This is a genomic window from Streptomyces sp. rh34, from assembly GCF_002551245.1.
In the GTDB taxonomy this organism is placed as follows: domain Bacteria; phylum Actinomycetota; class Actinomycetes; order Streptomycetales; family Streptomycetaceae; genus Streptomyces.
Map to the genome: position 1 here is coordinate 1 of NZ_NTGZ01000012.1, position 18,618 is coordinate 18,618.

Here is an 18,618-nt window from a genome sequence, read left to right on the forward strand (position 1 = left end):
GAGACAGGCGAGCGCGTCGGCCGCGTCGGCGGTGTCGTCCGCGCCGAGCAGCTCGGCCGGGGTGTCGCGCAGCTCGACGCGGGCCAGCGGGCGGGTCTCGTCGATCGCGGTGAGCCGGGTGCGGGCCAGCCCCGCCGCTCCGGGGTCCACCAGGAACAGGAGCGTACGGCTGCGCGGGTAACCCCCGGCGTGGGCGGCGACGAGGAGCAGCCCCGCACTGTGCCCGTCCAGGACCCGGCAGGCCTCCCCGTAGAGCCGCCGGCCGCCGGCCTCCCCGGGCCCGCGGGCCTGGATGCCACCGGCCCGGCCGCCGCCCGCCCAGGCCCCGTCGCGGTTGTCGCCGGTGAGGCCGAGGGCGGCGGCGAGCGAGCCGCCGGGGACGGCGAGGGCGGCGGTCAGGGTTCCTTCGGCGATCCGGGGCAGCAGGGCGGCCCGCTGGTCCGGGGTGCCGAGAGCGGCGATCAGGGGTGCGGCGAGGGCGGCGGTGGCGAGCAGCGGCGAGGGCAGCAGCGCGCGCCCGGTCTCCTCGCAGGCGAGGGCCAGCTCGGTGGCCGTGCAACCCGCTCCGCCGTACTCCTCCGCGAGCGCGAGGCCCGGCAGCCCGAGGTCCCCGGCGAGCCTGCGCCACAGGACCGGGTCGTAGCCCTCGGGGGTGGACACGGCGGCGGGGATCGCGTCGGGTCCGGCGCTCCTGGCGAGCAGTTCGCGCAGGGTGCGACGGATCTCGTGCTGTTCCGCGGTGAAGGCGGCGTCCATCTGCGGGCTCCTTCCACCCAGGGGCCGGCTGCCCCTGACCTGACGGGGCGTCATATTAGGTGCGGGGGGCGGGAATTCCCAGGGTTGCGTACGCGCGTGGGCGAAGGAAGCCGTTGGGCGCAACCGGTTGCGGAGGTCGCTATCTGATGTACCGTCAGATTCATGTCCCTGGCCCCGGCTTCCCCCACTCCAGCCTCCCCCACCCCGGCTTCCTCCGTGCCGGCTTCCCCCGCTCAGGCTTCCCTCGTCCCGGCTCCCCCTGCCGCCTCCCGTCGTCCGCGCAGGGTCGCCGTCGTCGGCGTGGCGCTCGCGGACTGCGGCCGTGTCGACGACGCCACTCCGTACGCCCTGCACGCCCAGGCCGCCCGCCGCGCGCTCGCCGACTCCGGCCTCGACCGCTCGGTCATCGACGGCTTCGCCTCGGCGGGGCTCGGGACGCTCGCCCCGGTGGAGGTCGCCGAGTACCTGGGACTGCGGCCCACCTGGGTCGACTCCACGGCGGTGGGCGGCGCCACCTGGGAGGTGATGGCCGCCCACGCGGCGGACGCCATCGCGGCGGGCCGTGCGCGGGCGGTGCTCCTCGTCTACGGGTCGACGGCCCGGGCCGACATCAAGGCGGGCCGCCGCACGTCGAACCTCTCGTTCGGGGCGCGGGGGCCGTCGCAGTTCGAGGTGCCGTACGGGCACTCGCTGATCGCCAAGTACGCGATGGCCGCCCGCCGCCACATGCACGCCTACGGCACGACGCCGGCGCAGCTCGCCGAGGTGGCGGTGACGGCGCGGGCGAACGCGGCGGCGAACCCGGAGGCGATGTTCCGGGAGCCGATCACGGTCGACGACGTCCTCTCCGGCCCGATGATCGCGGACCCGTTCACCAAGCTGCACTGCTGCATCCGCAGCGACGGGGGCTGCGCGGTGCTGCTGGCCGCCGAGGAGTACGTCCCCGACACGGCGAAGGAGCCCGTCTGGATCCTGGGCACCGGGGAGCACGTCTCGCACTCCACGATGTCCGAGTGGGAGGACTTCACGGTTTCGCCCGCCGCCGTCTCCGGCCGCCTGGCCTTCGAACGGGCCGGGGTACGGCCCGCCGACGTCGACCTGGCCGAGATCTACGACGCGTTCACGTACATGACGCTGGTGACGCTGGAGGACCTGGGATTCTGCGCGAAGGGCGAGGGCGGCGCGTTCGTCGAGAACGGCCGCACCGGGCTGCGCGGCGAACTCCCGGTGAACACGGACGGCGGCGGCCTGTCCGCCTGCCATCCCGGGATGCGGGGGCTGTTCCTGCTGGTGGAGGCGGTACGGCAACTGCGCGGCGAGGCCGGCGAACGACAGGTCCGCAAGGCCGGCGGCCGTCTCCCGGAGTTGGCGGTGGCCTCGGGGACGGGCGGCTGGTTCTGCTCGTCGGGGACGGTGTTGCTGGGGCGGGGGTGACGGGGTCCGCCCCGTGCGTCCCGGCTGCCCGCCCGACTCACGGCCCGACTGCCCCGCCCGGCTCACAGCCCGACGACAGTCAGCACGCTCTCCAGCTCTTTGAAGTCATCGGCGTTCCGCGTGTAGAGCGGCAGGTCCCGGACCGACGCGATGGACGCGATCATCAGGTCGAGGTGTCGCGGCCGAGGGTCGCGACGGGACCTCACTGCAGCCCGCTGTGTCTCAGCGTGCTACGCCCTGCGGACGGAGCCCTGTGCGGTCCAATGGCCTCCATGAGCGACCACACACCGCACGCCTTCCGCGACCTCCTGCACACCCAGCGCGTCTGGGACACCGAGCTGCCGTCCTTCGACCCGGCGTCGGCCCCGCCCGCCCCGGTCCCCCTCTTCCACACCTGGTTCGCCGAGGCCGTCGCGGCGGGGCAGCCGGAGCCGCACGCGATGTCGCTGGCCACGGCCGACACCGAGGGCCTCCCCGACGTACGCACGCTGCTCCTCCACGACGCCGACGAGCGCGGCTTCCACTTCGCCACCCACGCCACCAGCGCCAAGGGTCGCCACCTCGCCGTCCGCCCGCACGCGGCGCTCGGCTTCTACTGGCCCGCGCAGGGCCGGCAGGTACGGGTCCGGGGTGCCGTCGTCCGCTGCACGCCCGCCGAGAGCCACGCCGACCTGCACGCCCGGTCCACCGGGGCGCTCGCCGCCGCGCTGACCGGGTCGCAGAGCGAGGTCGTGGGCTCCGTGGCGGAGCTGCACCGGGCGGCGGACGCGGCCTGGGACCGGGCGCGGGCGGAACCGGACACGGAGGCTCCGACCTGGACCCGGTACGTGGTCGAGCCGGCCGAGGCCGAGTTCTTCCAGGGTGACGCCCGGCGCCGCCACATCCGACTGCGTTACCGGCGCCAGGAGGACGGTGGCTGGACGCGCGAGCTGCTCTGGCCCTGACCGGCGCGGACAGCGACCGGCGCAAGCACCGCTTTTACCCGGTTCAGACCGCAAAGGGGCACTATGGGAGTCAGGTGAGAGGGAGCTGTTGGGAGGCACCGATGCCACGAGCCCGCTCGCGTTACGCCCCCGACCGGGGCCTGACCGGTCGCATGGTGACCACCATGTTCCTGATCGGCCTGCTCTACGTCGTCTTCGTGGGCGTGCTTCTCGCGGCCCTGCAAGGCTCCTGGCCGATCATCCTGGTCATCACGGGCGGCCTGTTCATCGCCCAGTTCTGGTTCAGCGACCGCATCGCCGCGTACGGCATGGGGGCCCGCGAGGTCACCCCCGAACAGGCCCCCGAGCTGCACGGCACCATCGACCGCATCTGCGCGCTGGCCGACATGCCCAAGCCCAAGGTCGCCATCGCCGAGAGCGACGTACCGAACGCGTTCGCCACCGGCCGCAGCGAGAAGACGGCCCTGGTCTGCGCGACGACGGGCCTGCTGCGCCGACTGGAGCCGCAGGAGCTGGAAGGGGTCCTCGCCCACGAGATGTCGCACGTCGCGCACCGGGACGTCGCCGTCATGACGATCGCCTCGTTCCTCGGGGTGCTGGCGGGCATCATCACCCGTATCGCCCTGTGGGGCGGCTTCGCCCGCAGCAGGCCGGGCAACGACCCGGCGGGCATCCTCCTGCTGCTGATCCCGCTGATCAGCGCCGTCGTGTACGCGATCAGCTTCCTGCTGACCCGGCTGCTCTCCCGCTACCGCGAGCTGTCCGCCGACCGGGCCGCCGCCCTGCTCACCGGACGGCCCTCCGCGCTCGCCTCCGCCCTGACGAAGATCAGCGGGCAGATGGCCCGCATCCCGACCGAGGACCTGCGGAAGGCGGAGCCGTACAACGCGTTCTACTTCGTCCCGGCGTTCTCCTCGAAGGAGAGCCTGGGCCGGCTGTTCTCCTCCCACCCGACGCTGGAACAGCGCCTGGACCAGCTGTCGCGCATCTCCACCGACCTGTCCCGCTGAGCGCTTCAACGTTCTAAGGAGTTACGCCCGTGGGCCTGCTCGACGTGATCCTCGGCCGGAGCAAACCGGTCCGTCCCGACCTCGACCAGCTCTTCGCCGTCCCCTCGGCCGCTCTCACCCTGCAGGCCGCCACCGGCCTCACCCCGACCGGTCTGGGCTCGGTCTGCTTCGCAGGAGTGGAGGGTGGCGGTTTCGCGCGCCTCCAGGAGGACGTACGCGAACTGCTGGACGCGGACACGGAGCGCGGCGGCATCCCGGTGGAGTTCAGCCGGGACGCGTACGGCTACACCTGGCTGCTGGCCAGCCATCCGGCCGAGGACACGGCGGGGCTGGTCAACGACCTCCACGCGGTGAACACCCTGCTCCAGGACGGCGGCTTCGGCCCGCACCTGCTCTGCTCGCTGATCGGCTTCCGGGACGCGGAGGGACGGGCCCTCGCCCTGGTCTACCTGTACAAGCGCGGCACGTTCTATCCCTTCGCGCCGCTGCCCGGCGGCGCCGAGAAGCGGGACAACCAGCTGGAGCTCCAGGTCAGGGGCGCCCTCGGCGACGACCTCCGGGTGGAAAAGGACCTGTCCCGGTGGTTCCCGGTGTGGGGGGCGCCGGGGCTGTGAGCTCCGCCCCGGCACTCTGCGGCTCTGGCGCCTCCGGCACTCCGGCAGCGCGCCGGGGCCGGGTCCTGCACCGGCCCCTCATTCCGGCCAACCTTCCTGTCATGACGGCGAGTTGCCGGGCTTCTTCCCGCCGCTCCGTTTATCGACAGCCACATCGGGCTATGCCTCAACCGCTGACGACGGTGGTCACGCCGTCGATGTTCCCCCCGTCCTAGGAGGTGTCCGATGGCCAAGCGCATTCTTTACAAGGCTGCGAGCAAGTTCGGCTTCACGACCAAGGGAGCCGCCGGGGCCTACCCCTGGATCCCGTAACACGTCAGGCCCGATGACGGCCCGGCCCCGCCTGTCGGGGCCGGGCCGTTCTCCGACCCAGGGGTATCACCGTTGACCGAACAGACCATGCCCCGCCTCCCGGTCCGTACGGGCGCGACGCAGGCCGGGCTGATGGAGCAGTACGAGAAGGACCGCCTCGGCCATCTCCTGGCCTCGGTCGAGCGGCACGGCCCGGTGGTGGAGCTGACCGGGGGCACCGTCCTGGTGAACGACCCGGCCGCCGTCCACGACGTACTCCGCTGCACCAACACCGACTTCCTCGTCACCGGCAACATCCGGCGCGACGAGGTCAGCGGCGAGCGCGGCGATCCGGCCACCGAAGCGTGGATGCGGGGCCGGCGTGCCACCCAGAAGGGCATGTCTCCCCCGGCGCTGGAGGCCCACCGCGCCTGGCTGGAGGAAGAGACCGGCCGGCTGTGCGACCGCTGGCGGACCCGTTCCTCGGTCATCGATCCCGTCGCCGAGCTGGAGCAGTTGTCCGCCCGCTCCTTCGCCCGGTTCTGCTTCGGCACTCGCGACGCCGGGGCCGCCGCCCGGCGCACCGGCGACCTGCTGAACTCGCTCACCCCGCTGATCAGCAGCCCCTTCCACTTCCCACCCGCCGTGCGCCGCCTCCTGCCCCGCTACCGCCGGTCGGTCAGCGCGCAGAAGAAGCTGGAGGAGGAGCTGCGCCGGGTGCTCGACGGGCCGGGCGAGGGCGGGCTCGTCGCGTCGCTGGCCGCCGCCGGGCTCGACGGCGAGGCGACGGTCCGCATGCTCGTCTCCAACGGCCTCGCCTCCTACCGGGTCCCGGCCGCCGCCGTCACCTGGGCGCTGGTGGCGCTGGCCCGTGAGCCGGACGTGGCCGAGGAGTGCGCCACCGCCGTGGACCCGGGCGGCGGCGACACCACCCCGGACATCCTGCGCTGGACGATCGCCGAGTCACTGCGCCTGTGGCCGCCCAACTGGCTGATCCTGCGCACGGCCAACGGCGAGCAGACCTGCGGCGGCTGGAGCCTCCCGGCGGGCGCGGCGGTCATGATCTCGCCGTACGTCATGCACCGCACCGCACCGGTCTTCACCGACCCCTCGGCGTTCCGCCCGCACCGCTGGGCGTCGCTCCAGCCGGCCGCCGGGGAGTACCTCCCGTACGGGATCGGCAGCCGCTGGTGCGTCGGCAAGGCGCTGGCGGACCTGGAGCTGGCGACCGTCCTGTCCACGCTCGTGGCCCGGTTCCGCTTCACCGTGGAGCACATGGACCCGCTCCCGGACGTACGGACGACGCTGCTCCCGGCCCGCCTCACCCTGGGGCTGAGGCCCCGCTGAGGCGCGGCGGCACCGGCCTTCGGCCGTCGAACGTCAGCCGTTGACGGTGGCGTGCTCCAGGAACGCGGTCCAGGCGGCCGGGGCGACGGCGAAGGCGGGCCCGTCGGTGACCTTGGAGTCGCGGAGGTGGACGGTGTGGGGGCAGGGGGCGACCTCCACGCAGGCTTCGGCGGAATGCTGCTAGCCAGACGAGCAAGAAACTCCCCGATCGGGTAACCCGTCGCCGGGCACCGACTGCACCTCTCCGGTATCCACTTCGACGCCATCCGGCTCCGGGGCGTCCGGGGCGAGGCCGTGCTCCAGCATCTGGCCACCCTGACGGAGGGCGAACCGGGCCCGGTCGTGCGGGAGATGGCGGGGGCGCGGTGGACGTACTTCCTGATCCCGCCGGGGTCGAGCGACGGGTACGACTGGCCGCCGGGCGCGACGTGCTTCGGGCCGGCCGCGCGCGACCAGTGGGTGGGCATCCCCGCCCCGGACGGCAACACCTACCCGCTGAGCTGGCGGTGCGGGGCACCGGAGGAGGACGCGTTCGTGGACGCGGAGTGCTGCACGGGCTGGTGATGGCCCAGTTGGCCCCGGCGGCGGCGGAGGAGTGAGCACCGGGCCGGGCGGGGCCCACGGACTCACGGCTCACGGGCTCACGGGCTCACGGGCTCACGGGCTGAGCGTGATGCCGTGGCGTGCCGGCCCCAGGCTCGCCCGGTAGCGGCGGACGCCCCAACTGCGGTGCTCCAGCTCGGCGGCGACCAGTACCTCCGCCGTGTTCGCCGCGCCGGGGACCAGCTCCACCAGGGCGGCCACCGGGTGGTCGCCGACCAGCGGCAGGCGGCGCAGGCTGCGAAACTCCCACTGCGGGTCCGGCTGGGACGCCCCGTGGCCGCGCACGATCCACTCCTCCCGGCCGGGGCCCGCGTCCGGCTGCCGCTCGACGCCCAGGTCCACGATGCCGGTGCTCACCGTGAAGCTGAGTCCGGTACCGGGGCCGGCCGCCGCCGGGCGGGTGCGTTCGCCCGGGTCGATGAGCCGGGCCACCGGCCGTACGGCGGGGTCGGGGGTGGTGAGGGAGACCGCCAGGGAGGCGTGCCGGAAGACGCCCGGTGACTGCGGGGTCTCCGGCCGGAAGGAGCACACCAGCAGCAGGTGGCGGTAGTCCCGCCCGGGCGTGCCGCGGACCTGGGCGAGCCAGTCGGCGGGGGCGCTCGGGTGGTCGGCGGGCAGCAGGTCCCAGCCGAAGGTGAGCCGGCCGCGCAGCGGTCCGTCCTCGGCCGGGGCGCCGAGGGTGCGCTCCGGCACCAGCGCGACATCGTGCAGCTGGACCTCGGTCATGTGCTGGCTCCCTTGCTCCGGCCCAGTAGGAAGGTGAACGCTCCCCAGTCCCGGTAGTGGGGGTGGCGGGCCCGGGTGGCGGTCTGCGCTGCGCGGAACGCGCGCTCAAGATCCTCTCCCGAAGCGGCCCGCTGGTGCAGGCGGTGGTAGAAGTACGTCGCCGGTTCGGGGCGGACGGCCCACAGGCAGCCCACGACGGCCTGCACACCGGCGGTGATCAGCGCGGCCGGGACGCCGCGGATGTTGTCCGCCCGGTCGAACCGGCCCAGCGCCGACTCGCACGCGGCGAGCGTGACCAGGCGGACGCCCCGCAGGTCGAGCCCGAGGAAGTCGTGGGCGAGGAGCCGGCCGTCGTCGTCCTCGTCCGGGGTGAGGTAGAGGCAGTGCAGCCAAGGGGCGTCCTGGTCCATCGTGCCGTGGACGGCGAGGTGGACGACGTCGGCCGTGGCGAGTTCGGCGAGCAGCGCGGCGCGGGTGGCGGCCGGACCGGTGAGCACGGTCGCGCCGACCGCCGCGGCGACCGTCCTGGCGTGCTCCTCCAGCGCGGGTTCGGCGGGCATGCCGTAGGGGACGCCGCCGTTGGCGGAGGCGAGGACGGCGGTGCGGCGGGGGCGTACGGGGCCGGCGGCGGGGAGGAGCGCTTCGAGACCGGCGATGGTGGTGACGGTCCAGTCGTCGGCGATCACGCGGCCCCCGGCGGTGCAGAGCGCGACCGGCAGGTAGTGCAGTGCGCCGTGCGGCCAGAGCAGGAGGCGGTCCTTTCCCCGCGCGCGCCACGCGGCCCACCGGTCGCCCGCGACGAGCGGGAGTTCGTGTCCCGTGAGCAGCCGGCGGCCCTCCGGTGTCACGTCGCCGAAGAGCGGGTCGCGTTCGACCTCCGTGCGGACCGCCTCGACCAGGTCGGCGACGGGGTGCCGGTCGGCGTAGGCCGCGGCCCGTTCCGGTCCGCCGTCGGCGGGGTCGCCGAGCTGCACGATCATCGCGCTGTCCTCGCGGGTGACGGCGAGCAGGACGGCCGCGCCGTTCACGGCGGTGGGCAGGAACCAGGTGAGCAGGACCGTGCGGTCGTCCAGGAGTTCCGCCGTACGCGCCCACAGGTGCGCGTCGTCCACGAACGCCGCCGAGCGGCCGCGCAGTTCGTCGTCGATGAACGAGGAGATGCGCCGACGCAGGTTGCGGGCGAACTGCTCGCGTTCGTCGCCGCCCCGGGGGGCCCCGCCGCCCGCGCTGCCCTCGCGGCCCCCGTCGCCGTCGCCGCTCTCACGGTCCTCGGCGCCCTCGCGTCCGGGGTGGTGGTCGGCGTCCAGCACGTCGAGCAGGTTCGCCGTCGCGCCGCCGGGGGCGGTGGGGCTCTCCAGGGCACGGAGTTTCTCGACGTAGTTCCCGATGTGCGGGGGCGGGGTGACCGGGCCGTCGATCCGGCGCCACGCGCCCGCCTCCGGGCCCTTGCCCGCCTGGTGGAGGCCGAGCATCAGGGCCACCGGCATGGTCTCGATCTCGACGGTGAGTTGCCATACGGCGGAGTGGACGAGGTCGCGCAGCACCTCGCCGAGCGCCGGGGCTCCGCTGGTGTCGAAGTTCGGGACGTCCACGATGATCGCGTACACGGCGTTCCTGAGGGCGTCGCCGCGCAGTCGCGGTATCTCCCGGAGGACGGGCAGCAGGCAGGCCTGGGCCAGGTCCTGCTGGCCCAGTGAGGCGTAGGAGAGAGCGGCGTACGTGGAGTGGCCCCACGGGAAGGGGACCGCGGCGGAGACCGGCTCGCCCTGCTCCACGGCCAGGCGGTACAGGTCCGCCGTCAGGAGTCTGACCGCCGCGCTGTCGCCCGGTCCCGCCTGCCGCAGGAGGTCGGCGCCCAGCGCGGGCTGCCGCCGGTCGCGGGCGTGGGCGGCGGCGTGCAGCAGCGCGGCGGAGCGCCGGGCCGCCGGCCAGGACGCCGGGAAGGACCGTGGGACGGGGTCGCCGGGGGCCGGGCAGCCGGTGGGGTCGTCGGGGAGTGCGTGCAGCCGGGCCTCCGTCAGCTGCCGGCGGTGCGCGGGGCCCCGGAGGAGGGAGGAGCTGTCGGCCCAGTCCAGCGCGGCACGGAGCAGCGGCCGGTCGGCGCGTTCCCGGGCGAGGCTGATGCCCTGGTCGACGGTGCGGGCGGCGACGGCGCCGCCGTACGCGGCAAGGAAGGCCCCGGCGTCCGAGCCGAACACGTTCTCGCGTACGGCGTCGACGAGCGTGTCCGGCACGTCGGCCACCGACCGGAGCAGGAAGAGCAGCAGGTCCGGCGGAGCGGCCCCGGGCGCCTCGTACAGCGCGGCGAACGCGGCCCGCGCGGTCTCCTGGTCCACGTCTCCGTCCTCCGCGAGCACCTGGGCCAGCGCGGCCAGGATCGCCGGACGCAGCGCGCCGCCCGGGCCGCGCTCCCGGTCATCCGACTCGGCCGCCCTCAGCAGCAGTTGGGCCGCCTCCGCCCGCAGCCGCGCGTCGAACCGCATCGGCCGCTCCCCGTCGGGCCACGGCCGGTGCGGCGGAGAGCGGTACAGGTCGGCGGCGAGCTGGGCGGCCCGCACGGTCCACTCCTCACCGGCGTACCCGTCGCCGCCCCGGTCCTCCGGCCCCCGTACCGCCAGCCGCAGCCTGGCGGCCGCCAGGAGGGCCGCCGCCAGGTCCGGGGAGCCCTCCAGCTCCGCGACGAGGCGGCCCGCCACCGTGTCGGCCTCCTCGAAGACCGAGCGATCGCACCGCTGCGCCAGAACCGGCGCCGCGCTCTCGACCGTACGCAGGGCCGCCTGCCGCCAGGTGGACTCCGCCCCGCACTCCTCGGCGACCTCGGCCACCAGCCGCCAGTAGAGGTGGAGGACGTCGGCGGGCGCGTCCCGGCTCCGGGACGCCTCCTCGGTCAGCGCGTTCAGCATCGCCTCGGCGGTCAGCCCGTGCGCTTGCTCCAGTTCCCGCTCCAGTCCGCGCCGCGTCCGTTCCATCCCCCGGGCCCGCACCTTGGCCGCGTCGAGGGACAGCACCCGGTCCCCGACGTGGAGCGCCAGTTCCAGCAGGACGGACACCGGGTCGAGGACGTAGGTGACGGTGGGCGGACCGGCCGCCGCGTGGCCGGGCGGGCCGAACCGCACCCGGCCGGCGCAGACCATCCCCCGCCGCGTCTCGTCGGTCAGCACGCCGGCCATGTCGCCCGCGGCCGGCAGCACGTGGGACACCACCAGGACGAGCGATCCGGCACCGGCGGCCGTCTCCAGCCAGCCGGGCGGCAGGTCCAGGCCGAGGTCGTACGCCAACTCCAGGCCGCCGGGGCCGAAGACGGCGAAGACGCCCGCCGTGTCCCGGTGGACGCACCACCGTGCGTCGACGGCGTCCGCGAACGGCAGTCCGTCCAGCGAGGTGAGCACGGCCAGCCCTCGCGTGTGGGCCCGGGTGAACAGGCTTCCGCCGGGACCGGCCCCGGTGAACGGGCTGAGCCCCGCCTGCCCGACCGCCAGCCCGGCGTGCCGGACTCCGTCCACCTCCGCCACGAACGCCCAGCCCGTGACATCCCCCGACCGTCGCACGCCGCCCCCTCGTACCCGCGGATCATGGCCCCCCGCGCCACCCTTCCACAGGCGGCGAACACGGGCAGACCGTTTCCGGCGGGATCCGGCCGCCCGGCCGCCCCGACCTCTCCCGGACGTCGCGGAGCCGGTCAGCCGCAGGGCCGGAACACCGCCACGGCCTCCCCGTCCTCGCCCTCCCCGGCGCCCCGGAAGGTGACCGTCAGCCGCATCCCGACGCGGAGACCGTCGTGCGCGCACTCCACGATCCCGGTCATCATCCGGGGGCCCTCGGCGAGGTCGACGACGGCCGCGACGTACGGGACGCGGGAGCCGAAGGGCGGCAGGTCGTTGCGGTGGACGACGGACCAGGTGTAGAGGGTCGCCTCCCCGCTCGCACGCTCCCACCGGACGTCCTCGCTCCAGCAGTACGGGCAGAACTCGCGCGGGTAGTGGTGGGCCCGGCCGCATCCGCCACAGCGGCGCAGGAGCAGGTGCCCCTCCGCCGCCGCGTCCCAGTAGGGGCGGGTGAAGGCGTCGGGCTCGGGGAGGTCGAAGCGCGGGGCCGCCGTGCGCTCCGGGGTCACGGGAACAGTCCGAGGGCGGAGTCCAGGGACCAGGTCTGCCAGGCCATGCCGAACAGGGCCACCAGGGAGATCAGCGCCATCATGGCGTTCTGCCCCTGCTCGGCCCAGTCGTGGATCATCAGGACCAGGTAGAGGAGGTTGAGGAGGAGTCCGGCGGCCAGGGCCACCGGGGTCAGGAATCCCGTCACCAGGCCGAGTCCCAGGGCCAGTTCCGCGTAGACGACGACGTACGCCATCACCTTGGGGCGCGGTTCGACGATCCGCCCGAAGCCCGTGCGCACCACGCCCCAGCGATGCTTGCCCGCGACGTCGGCCGCCCAGGCGATGCCCGTGCCGCGCTCGAACCAGCCCTTCTTGTCCTTGTGCCGCCAGCTCTCCAGCCACCACAGGCCGAGGCCTATGCGCAGGACGGCGAGCCATTCGGCGCCGCTGAGCCAGATCGTCTGCATCGGGCCTCCGGAGAGCGATTTCTGACGGGCCGTCAGTTCAGTTAGTTCAGCGGACAGGTGGGGCCTCGCGCAAGAGGGAGGCGGCATCCGGCCTCTGCCGGAAGCCGGACACCGATGCCCGGCACCGCCCGCGAACCCGGCGTCCGGGCGTGGCACGTGCCGGGAGCATGTGGGGGCGACGCCCGGCGCCGTCCGCGACATGCGGCACGGAAGGCCCGCTGTCGGGATTCCGAGACGTAGAAGGCCGTAAATCCGGACACCGGGGCCCCTCGGCGTTTCGCCGACCGACCGGTTGGAAACTGACCAACCAGCCTGCAGAGGAGGCCCCTTGCTGGTTCTGCTGGATCACCCAGTGCCGACCTCCGTCGAGCCGCTGCTGAGAGGCGCGCACATACTGCACCGCCCCACGCTCGGGGCCCGGCCGGGCGCCCTCCGCGGTCGGGCGCTGGCCCGGGACCGGCCGGACGTCCTGCTCACCCGGTCCGCCCCCGAGGCCGCCGAGACGGCCGCCTGGGGCGCGGCGGCGGGCGAGCGCCCCCTGGTCGTCGTCCTCCTGGACCGGGTGGCCGGACCGGGCGGGGCACGAGAGGGCGCCGCGCGGGTCCGCCGCCCGCGCACCCGCCGATTACCCGGGGCCGGACCGGCCGCATCCCGATTACGCGTGACCGTGTGCCCGTCGGCCGGGGCCGCCGAGCCCCCCGCGGACCTCTACGCACGGGCGCTCGCCACGGCCGAACGGCACTTCCTGGCCGAGCGGGTCCGCCCGGTGCTCGCCGGGCACCTCGGCGCCGTCCGGCCGGAGGCGGCCTCGGTCGTCCTGGTGGGCGCCGGGGTGGTGAACCTGCTGACCGGGCTGCGGCTGCTGCGGGCCGGTCACCGTGTGACGTTCTACGACAGTGGCCCCGACCCCCGGTCCGACGCGCCGTGGACATGCTTCGGATGCAGCAGGGGCGGCGGCGACGCCCGGATGTTCACGCTCACCGAGGCCGACGGCTATTTCGGCAGCCCCGGCGGCGGGCCCCCGCCCTTCACCCAGCCGGTGAAGGACAAGGGCTGGGGCCTGGCCGACCTGGCCCGCCTCGGGCCGGCGGAGACGGCCTGGACCGAGGACAACGCCCGGGTGCCTGGCTGGCTGGCCCGGTCCCTCACCGAGGACGTCCTGGGCTACAACCTGACGTCCGACCGGCTCTGGCGGGAGCTCCGGCACGACGCTCCGGAGCTGTTCCACGGAGTCGGCCTGCGGGAGGGCATCCTGCGGGTCTACAGCGATCAGGCCGTGCTCGAAGCCCATGTGGCGCGTCAACGCGTCCTCACCGACCGGCACTTCGAGATCCTGTCCGCCGACCGGGTCAGCGCCCGGCACCCGGCGCTGGCCGCGGCGCACCGGGCGGGGGCCTTCGTCGGCGGCATCGAGGTGAACGGGTTCACCGTGCAGGTGCACCGGTTCCTCGGCGTCGTGGCCGACGCGGCCGAGCGGGCGGGCGCGGTCTTCCACTGGGGCCGGCCGGTGGACGCCCTCGTCCCGGGCGAGGGCGGCGCGCCGGACGGGATCAGCTGTCGTGACGGCGAGACGGTCCGCGCCGACCACTACGTCCTCTCCCCCGGCGCCTACGGGGAAGCGCTGCTGCGCGGCACCGCGTCCGCCGGGCTGATCCACGGAATGGTCGGCGTCTGGCTCACCCTCCCCGACGCCGGCCGGGGACTGAAGAACTCCCTGAAGATCACCCGGAGCGGGCACACCGCGGCCGACGCCAACGTCACCGTCACCGAGGGCCCGGACGGCCGCTCCTTCCTCACCGTCGGATCGGGCTACGGCTGGACGGGCGCCGACCCGGACAACATCGATCCGACCCAGCTCGAAGCGCTCTACGCGGCGGTCGACGACACGGCGTCCTCCTTCTTCCCCGACGCGTTCGACGAGGCCCGGAGATCCGGTCTGCTGAAGCGGAGCAGAAGATATTGCGTGCGACCCTGGACCGCTTCGAGCCTTCCGGTCTTCGAGACCACGAGGACCGCCGGAGGCGGGCTTCTCCTCGTCACCGGCGGTCACAACACGGGCGGATTCGCCCAGGCACCCGTGACCGCCGAGGCGGTGGCGGCTGCACTGCGCGGGGAAAGCCATCCGATGCACTTCGACTATCACCCGAATCGACTCCGTATGTTCTACGGACAAAAGGATGCGAGGCTCCCGGAATGACGGACGAAGAAGCCACGGCCGACACGACGGCATGGCAGCAGCGAGGCAGTTCCTTCGGCGACGGGGTCGACGCCTACGAGACGACCCGGCCGGGATATCCCGTCGAGAGCGTCCGGTGGATCCTGGGAACCGAACCGCGGGACGTGCTGGACCTCGGCGCGGGCACCGGCCTGCTCACCCGGGTCCTGGCGGCCGAGGGGCACCGGACCCGGGCGGTCGAACCGGACGGCGCGATGCGCGCCCGCATCACCGCCACCGCCCCCGGATCCGTGGCCCTGGCCGGCAGCGCCGAGAACATCCCGCTGCCCGACGCCAGCCTGGACGCGGTGCTGGTCAGCCACGCCTACCACTGGTTCGACCCCGCCCCCGCCCACGCCGAGATCGCGCGCGTACTGCGCCCCGGCGGAGTCCTGGCGACCCTCTGGAACCTCCGCGACGAAGAGGTCCCCTGGTCGGCGGCGCTGTCCGGGATCCTCGCCGACGAGGACACCGGGACCGACCCGCGCACCCCCGCGGCGATCATGCTGCACGGCGCGCTGAGGGCGCTGCGCACCCAGGACACCTCATGGCTCACCGGCTGGCTGCGCGACCCCACGTTCGGGCCGGAGTTCGGGGCCGTCGAACAGGGATTCTTCCCGCACTCCGAGACGAAGACGATCGAGTCCCTCGTCACGCTCATAAAATCACGTTCGTACTACCTGACGTCCTCTCCGGACCGCCGCCGGGAAATCGAGGAACGCATACGTGAACTCGCCACCGTGCACCCGGAACTGAAAAGCGGCAACACCTTCGAGCTACCCTACGTAACGGTCGTATTCACCACGGTCCGCAACTGACGCACCGCACCGGAACACGGGAACACGGGCAGCCCAGAAACCCGAAACACCGGAAATACCGGAACGTCGGAACACCGGAACGTCGGAACACGGGAAACCGAAACCGGAAACCGGAAACATCATCGCCGAAAGGGAACACGGTGCTCTCACCCGTCGCCGCGTCCGTCCACTCCGCACGAGACGGCGGAAAGGCACGCTGGGAAGGCTTCTTCACCGGACACCGGGTCTGGGACGAGACGCGCGTCGCGGAGAGCGCCAAACGGCTTCTCGGCATGGACACCGCGGCCGTGGCGAGGGCCGCGGGCGAGGCGGTGCGGCCGTACCGGGCCCAGCCGGGAAGCACCGCCCCCTCGCTCCTGCTGCACACCACCACACCCCTGCTCAAAGCGTTCGACGGGGACCTGGCCGCTCTGCTGAGCGGCCAGGAACCCCACGACGTGACCACGTACGTCGAAGCGAGGTCGGTGTATCTGGGGACCCCCGACGACCTCACCCTGGGCCGTACCGCGCCCTGGGCCGAGGCCGCGGCGCTCCGGGGCGTCCCCGCCGTCGACATCGGCGACCTGGACCACTACTACCTGACCCACGCCCTGCTGCTCATGGCGGAGGCCCACGAGGAGGGGGCGGACACCCCCCTGAGCCACGTCATCGACTGGCTGCGCGACCGCCCCGACGCGGTGATCCGGCTGTACGCGCTGGACGTGGAGACGCAGATCTTCCTGCTCTGGCTGCTCCGCAGGACCGGGCTGGCCGAGCTGGCCACGGACGCCAACAGCCCGGCGGTCGCCACCGGATGGAACCGGAAGAACCACATCCACCCCACGGTCGCCGACGCCCGTGCGATGCCCGCGTCCGCGCTGGACCTGCCCCCCGAGGAACTGCTCGCCGCCGAGCAGCGTCTCGGGCGGGCCCACCGGCGGCTGGGGCTGACCGTCCCGGTCCTGCCCGGCTACACGATCGCCCGCACCGGTGTCGACCGGGACGCCTTCGTGGCCGACGTGCTCGACGCGGCCGCCCTGCTCCGATGCCGCTACGGTCTGGACCGGGCCGCGCTCAAGCCCGCCGACGCGGGCGACGGGGCGCGCATCGTGGGAAACCTGGACCTCGCCGACACCGGACGGCTGGCCGCGGAGGCCCGCACCGCGCACGCGGTCGGGGACGACCACCTCCTGGAGGCCTGGGTCACCTTCCTCACCGTCTCCCTGGGCGACGAGGAGGCCGAGCCCGGCCCTCCGGGGCCCGCCTCAGCCGAGCCCGGCTCCCCGGAGGCCGGGCCACCGGCGGCCCGCCGCATCCCGGTCGTGCCGTCGGGGCACATCCGCAACGGGCAGGTCGCCGATGGCCTGACCCTCCAGATGCTGGACGGCTACTCCTGGCGGGGCAACGACTACGTCGACGAGGCCGGCTGGACCGCTCTCGGGCTGCCCCGGGACGCGTACCGGACCGTCCGCGCCGCGCTGGAGGCCGTCCGCTCGGCCTTCCGGGGCTCGGGGAGCGTCGCGGACGGCAGCTACGGCGGGCTGGTCACCGGCGGCATCGACTTCGCCGTGGGCCGGCTCGGCGGCGCGTTCGGCGACCGTCTCCTGGTCGGGGCGATCGACTTCAACCTCTCCGCGCACGGTGCCGAGAGCCTGCGCACCTTCCGGGACCGCGCCCGGGAACAGGCGATCGACGAACCGTACGCCTCCACCCGCGTCTTCCTGCCGCCCGCGGACCGGACGCTCCATCAGATGGACGCGACGGCCCGGTCCATGGCCGTGCCCGGCGCCCTGCTGGAGGCGGTGGCCTGCGTACCGCGACGGTGGGCCATGGTCGCCGCGACCGGCGCCGAACCGTCCGTCGCCGCCGCCCGGGCCGAGGCGCTGGCAGCGGCTCTGGCCGCCCCCGGCCCCTGCCCGTGATCGACGGGCCCCTGCCTGTGATCAACCGCCCCCTGCCCGTGATCGACCGACCTCCGCCCGTGATCAATTCGCAATCGATTTCGCTCTTGACCGAGACCCATCAACAGAGCGGGCGATTACGCTCCGAACCATGCCCAACAGCCCGTCCCCCACCGGCAGTGACGCCGCCGCCCTCACCGACCGTACGGACGACCGTCCCGTCTATGTCATCGGCGGCGGCCCCGGAGGCCTGGCCGCCGCCGCCGCACTGCGCGCCCGGGGCGTACGGGCCGTGGTCCTGGAGAAGTCGGACCGGGTCGGCGCGTCCTGGCGCGGCCACTACGACCGGCTCCGCCTGCACACGACCCGCCGCTGGTCGGCGCTGCCGGGGCTGAGGATGCCGCGCGGATTCGGGCGCTGGGTGGGCCGGGACGACGTGGTGCGGTACCTGGAGAAGTACACCGAGCACCACGGGCTGGAAGTGGTCACCGGCGTCGAGGTGACGCGGATCGACCGGGCCCCCGACGGCTCCGGCGACTGGCAGCTCACGGCGACGGGCGGTCGGGTCCTGCGGGGCCGCGCGGTCGTCGTCGCCACCGGCTTCAACCACACCCCGCGCATCCCCGACTGGCCGGGCCGCGACACGTTCACGGGCGACCTGCTGCACGCGGCGGCGTACCGCGCCCCGGCCCCGTACACCGGCCGGGACGTCCTGGTCGTCGGCATCGGCAACACGGGCGCGGAGATCGCCGCGGACCTCGCGGAGGGCGGCGCGTCCCGGGTGCGCATCGCGGTCCGGACGGTCCCGCACATCGTCCGCCGCTCCACCGCGGGCTGGCCGGCCCAGGCCACCGGCATCCTGGTCCGCCGCCTGCCGGTGCGGCTCGTCGACCGCGCGGGGGCCGTGATGTGCCGGATAGCCGTGCCCGACCTGGCCGCCCACGGCCTCCCCCGCCCCGACACCGGCCTGTACTCCCGGGTCCGCCAGGGCGCGATCCCGGTCCAGGACGCCGGGTTGGTCGACGCGGTCAGGTCCGGCGCGGTCACCCCGGTGGCGACGGTCGCCTCCTTCGACAAGGACACGGTGGTCCTGGCCGACGGCACCCGCCTCACCCCGGACGCCGTCATCGCCGCCACCGGCTACGACCGGGCCCTGGAGCCGCTGCTCGGCCACCTGGACGTCCTGGACGGGCGGGGCCGCCCGGTCGCCCGCGGCGGATGCTCGCCGAAGGGCGCCCCGGGGCTCTACTTCACCGGATTCACCAACCCGATCAGCGGGATGCTCCGCGAAATGGCCCTGGACGCCGAGAAGATCGCGAAGAGGGTGGCGCGGGCGTCGCACTGAGGGCCTGGAGCCCCCACGTACCCCGGAGCCCCGCACGCCAAGGCGTGCCGTGGGGCGAGGGCGGGCCCGGCC

The 18,618-nt window shown here is 74.2% G+C and carries 15 protein-coding genes and 1 pseudogene; 10 read left to right on the forward strand and 6 right to left on the reverse strand.

Annotated elements, in window-relative coordinates; translation table 11 throughout:
• Nucleotides 1-756: acyl-CoA dehydrogenase family protein (locus tag CR470_RS04650; protein ID WP_179892140.1), on the reverse strand; the 756-nt coding region annotated here is incomplete at its 3' end.
• 300 nt (nt 757-1,056) lie between these two features.
• Between CR470_RS04650 and CR470_RS04655 the strand changes: the two genes are divergently transcribed.
• The 5 genes from CR470_RS04655 to CR470_RS04680 all read left to right on the forward strand — a co-directional run bounded on the left by CR470_RS04655 (nt 1,057) and on the right by CR470_RS04680 (nt 6,396).
• Nucleotides 1,057-2,190, forward strand: coding sequence for a thiolase C-terminal domain-containing protein (locus tag CR470_RS04655; RefSeq protein WP_097866305.1), 1,134 nt, complete (start codon nt 1,057-1,059; stop codon nt 2,188-2,190).
• Between the two features lie 263 nt (nt 2,191-2,453).
• Nucleotides 2,454-3,134, forward strand: a complete 681-nt coding sequence (locus CR470_RS04665; protein WP_097866306.1) for a pyridoxine/pyridoxamine 5'-phosphate oxidase — start codon at nt 2,454-2,456, stop codon at nt 3,132-3,134.
• Between the two features lie 101 nt (nt 3,135-3,235).
• Nucleotides 3,236-4,144: a zinc metalloprotease HtpX gene (gene htpX, locus CR470_RS04670; protein WP_097866307.1), complete on the forward strand. Its 909-nt coding sequence runs from the start codon at nt 3,236-3,238 to the stop codon at nt 4,142-4,144.
• 29 nt (nt 4,145-4,173) lie between these two features.
• Complete coding sequence (gene pspAB / locus CR470_RS04675; protein WP_097866308.1) at nt 4,174-4,758, forward strand: PspA-associated protein PspAB; 585 nt, start codon at nt 4,174-4,176, stop codon at nt 4,756-4,758.
• A gap of 384 nt (nt 4,759-5,142) precedes the next feature.
• Complete coding sequence (locus tag CR470_RS04680; RefSeq protein WP_143663767.1) at nt 5,143-6,396, forward strand: cytochrome P450; 1,254 nt, start codon at nt 5,143-5,145, stop codon at nt 6,394-6,396.
• Nucleotides 6,397-6,429: 33 nt separating this feature from the next.
• Here CR470_RS04680 and CR470_RS04685 read toward each other — a convergent pair.
• Nucleotides 6,430-6,561: pseudogene (locus CR470_RS04685) on the reverse strand (DUF397 domain-containing protein); the annotation flags it as partial.
• 129 nt (nt 6,562-6,690) lie between these two features.
• Between CR470_RS04685 and CR470_RS04690 the strand changes: the two are divergent.
• A complete protein-coding gene (locus CR470_RS04690; RefSeq protein ID WP_257138418.1) occupies nt 6,691-6,960 on the forward strand; it encodes a hypothetical protein in 270 nt (89 codons plus the stop codon).
• Between the two features lie 93 nt (nt 6,961-7,053).
• Here the strand turns inward: CR470_RS04690 and CR470_RS04695 are convergent, their stop codons facing one another.
• From CR470_RS04695 to CR470_RS04710, 4 genes are all read right to left on the reverse strand, one after another.
• Nucleotides 7,054-7,725 carry a hypothetical protein gene (locus tag CR470_RS04695; RefSeq protein ID WP_097866310.1) on the reverse strand — a complete coding sequence of 224 codons (672 nt, stop codon included), beginning with the start codon at nt 7,723-7,725 and terminating at the stop codon, nt 7,054-7,056.
• Nucleotides 7,722-11,273 carry a CHAT domain-containing protein gene (locus tag CR470_RS04700; protein ID WP_097866311.1) on the reverse strand — a complete coding sequence of 1,184 codons (3,552 nt, stop codon included), beginning with the start codon at nt 11,271-11,273 and terminating at the stop codon, nt 7,722-7,724. The genes CR470_RS04695 and CR470_RS04700 overlap by 4 nt, the downstream gene beginning before the upstream one ends.
• Before the next feature lie 131 nt (nt 11,274-11,404).
• Nucleotides 11,405-11,839, reverse strand: coding sequence for a Zn-ribbon domain-containing OB-fold protein (locus CR470_RS04705; protein WP_097866312.1), 435 nt, complete (start codon nt 11,837-11,839; stop codon nt 11,405-11,407).
• A complete protein-coding gene (locus tag CR470_RS04710; protein ID WP_097866313.1) occupies nt 11,836-12,288 on the reverse strand; it encodes a DoxX family membrane protein in 453 nt (150 codons plus the stop codon). The genes CR470_RS04705 and CR470_RS04710 overlap by 4 nt, the downstream gene beginning before the upstream one ends.
• Nucleotides 12,289-12,616: 328 nt before the next feature.
• On the opposite strand from CR470_RS04710, the gene CR470_RS04715 reads away from it, so the two are divergent.
• The 4 genes from CR470_RS04715 (at nt 12,617) to CR470_RS04730 (ending at nt 18,546) form a co-directional block, all read left to right on the forward strand.
• A complete protein-coding gene (locus tag CR470_RS04715) occupies nt 12,617-14,485 on the forward strand; it encodes an NAD(P)/FAD-dependent oxidoreductase (protein ID WP_097866314.1) in 1,869 nt (622 codons plus the stop codon).
• The gene (locus CR470_RS04720) at nt 14,482-15,321 is read left to right on the forward strand and encodes a class I SAM-dependent methyltransferase (RefSeq protein WP_257138420.1); all 840 of its coding nucleotides are present in this window, start codon (nt 14,482-14,484) and stop codon (nt 15,319-15,321) included. The genes CR470_RS04715 and CR470_RS04720 overlap by 4 nt, the downstream gene beginning before the upstream one ends.
• Before the next feature lie 140 nt (nt 15,322-15,461).
• Nucleotides 15,462-17,222 carry a hypothetical protein gene (locus tag CR470_RS04725; RefSeq protein WP_097866315.1) on the forward strand — a complete coding sequence of 587 codons (1,761 nt, stop codon included), beginning with the start codon at nt 15,462-15,464 and terminating at the stop codon, nt 17,220-17,222.
• A gap of 130 nt (nt 17,223-17,352) precedes the next feature.
• Nucleotides 17,353-18,546, forward strand: a complete 1,194-nt coding sequence (locus tag CR470_RS04730; protein ID WP_097866316.1) for a flavin-containing monooxygenase — start codon at nt 17,353-17,355, stop codon at nt 18,544-18,546.
• Nucleotides 18,547-18,618: the final 72 nt, after the last annotated feature.

Coding starts and splice junctions, on each gene's coding strand:
- CR470_RS04695 (WP_097866310.1), bottom strand. CDS start 7,725: ATGACCGAGGTCCAGCTGCACGATGTCGCGCTGGTGCCGGAGCGCACC.
- CR470_RS04665 (WP_097866306.1), top strand. CDS start 2,454: ATGGCCTCCATGAGCGACCACACACCGCACGCCTTCCGCGACCTCCTG.
- CR470_RS04730 (WP_097866316.1), top strand. CDS start 17,353: ATGCCCAACAGCCCGTCCCCCACCGGCAGTGACGCCGCCGCCCTCACC.
- CR470_RS04720 (WP_257138420.1), top strand. CDS start 14,482: ATGACGGACGAAGAAGCCACGGCCGACACGACGGCATGGCAGCAGCGA.
- htpX (WP_097866307.1), top strand. CDS start 3,236: ATGCCACGAGCCCGCTCGCGTTACGCCCCCGACCGGGGCCTGACCGGT.
- CR470_RS04710 (WP_097866313.1), bottom strand. CDS start 12,288: ATGCAGACGATCTGGCTCAGCGGCGCCGAATGGCTCGCCGTCCTGCGC.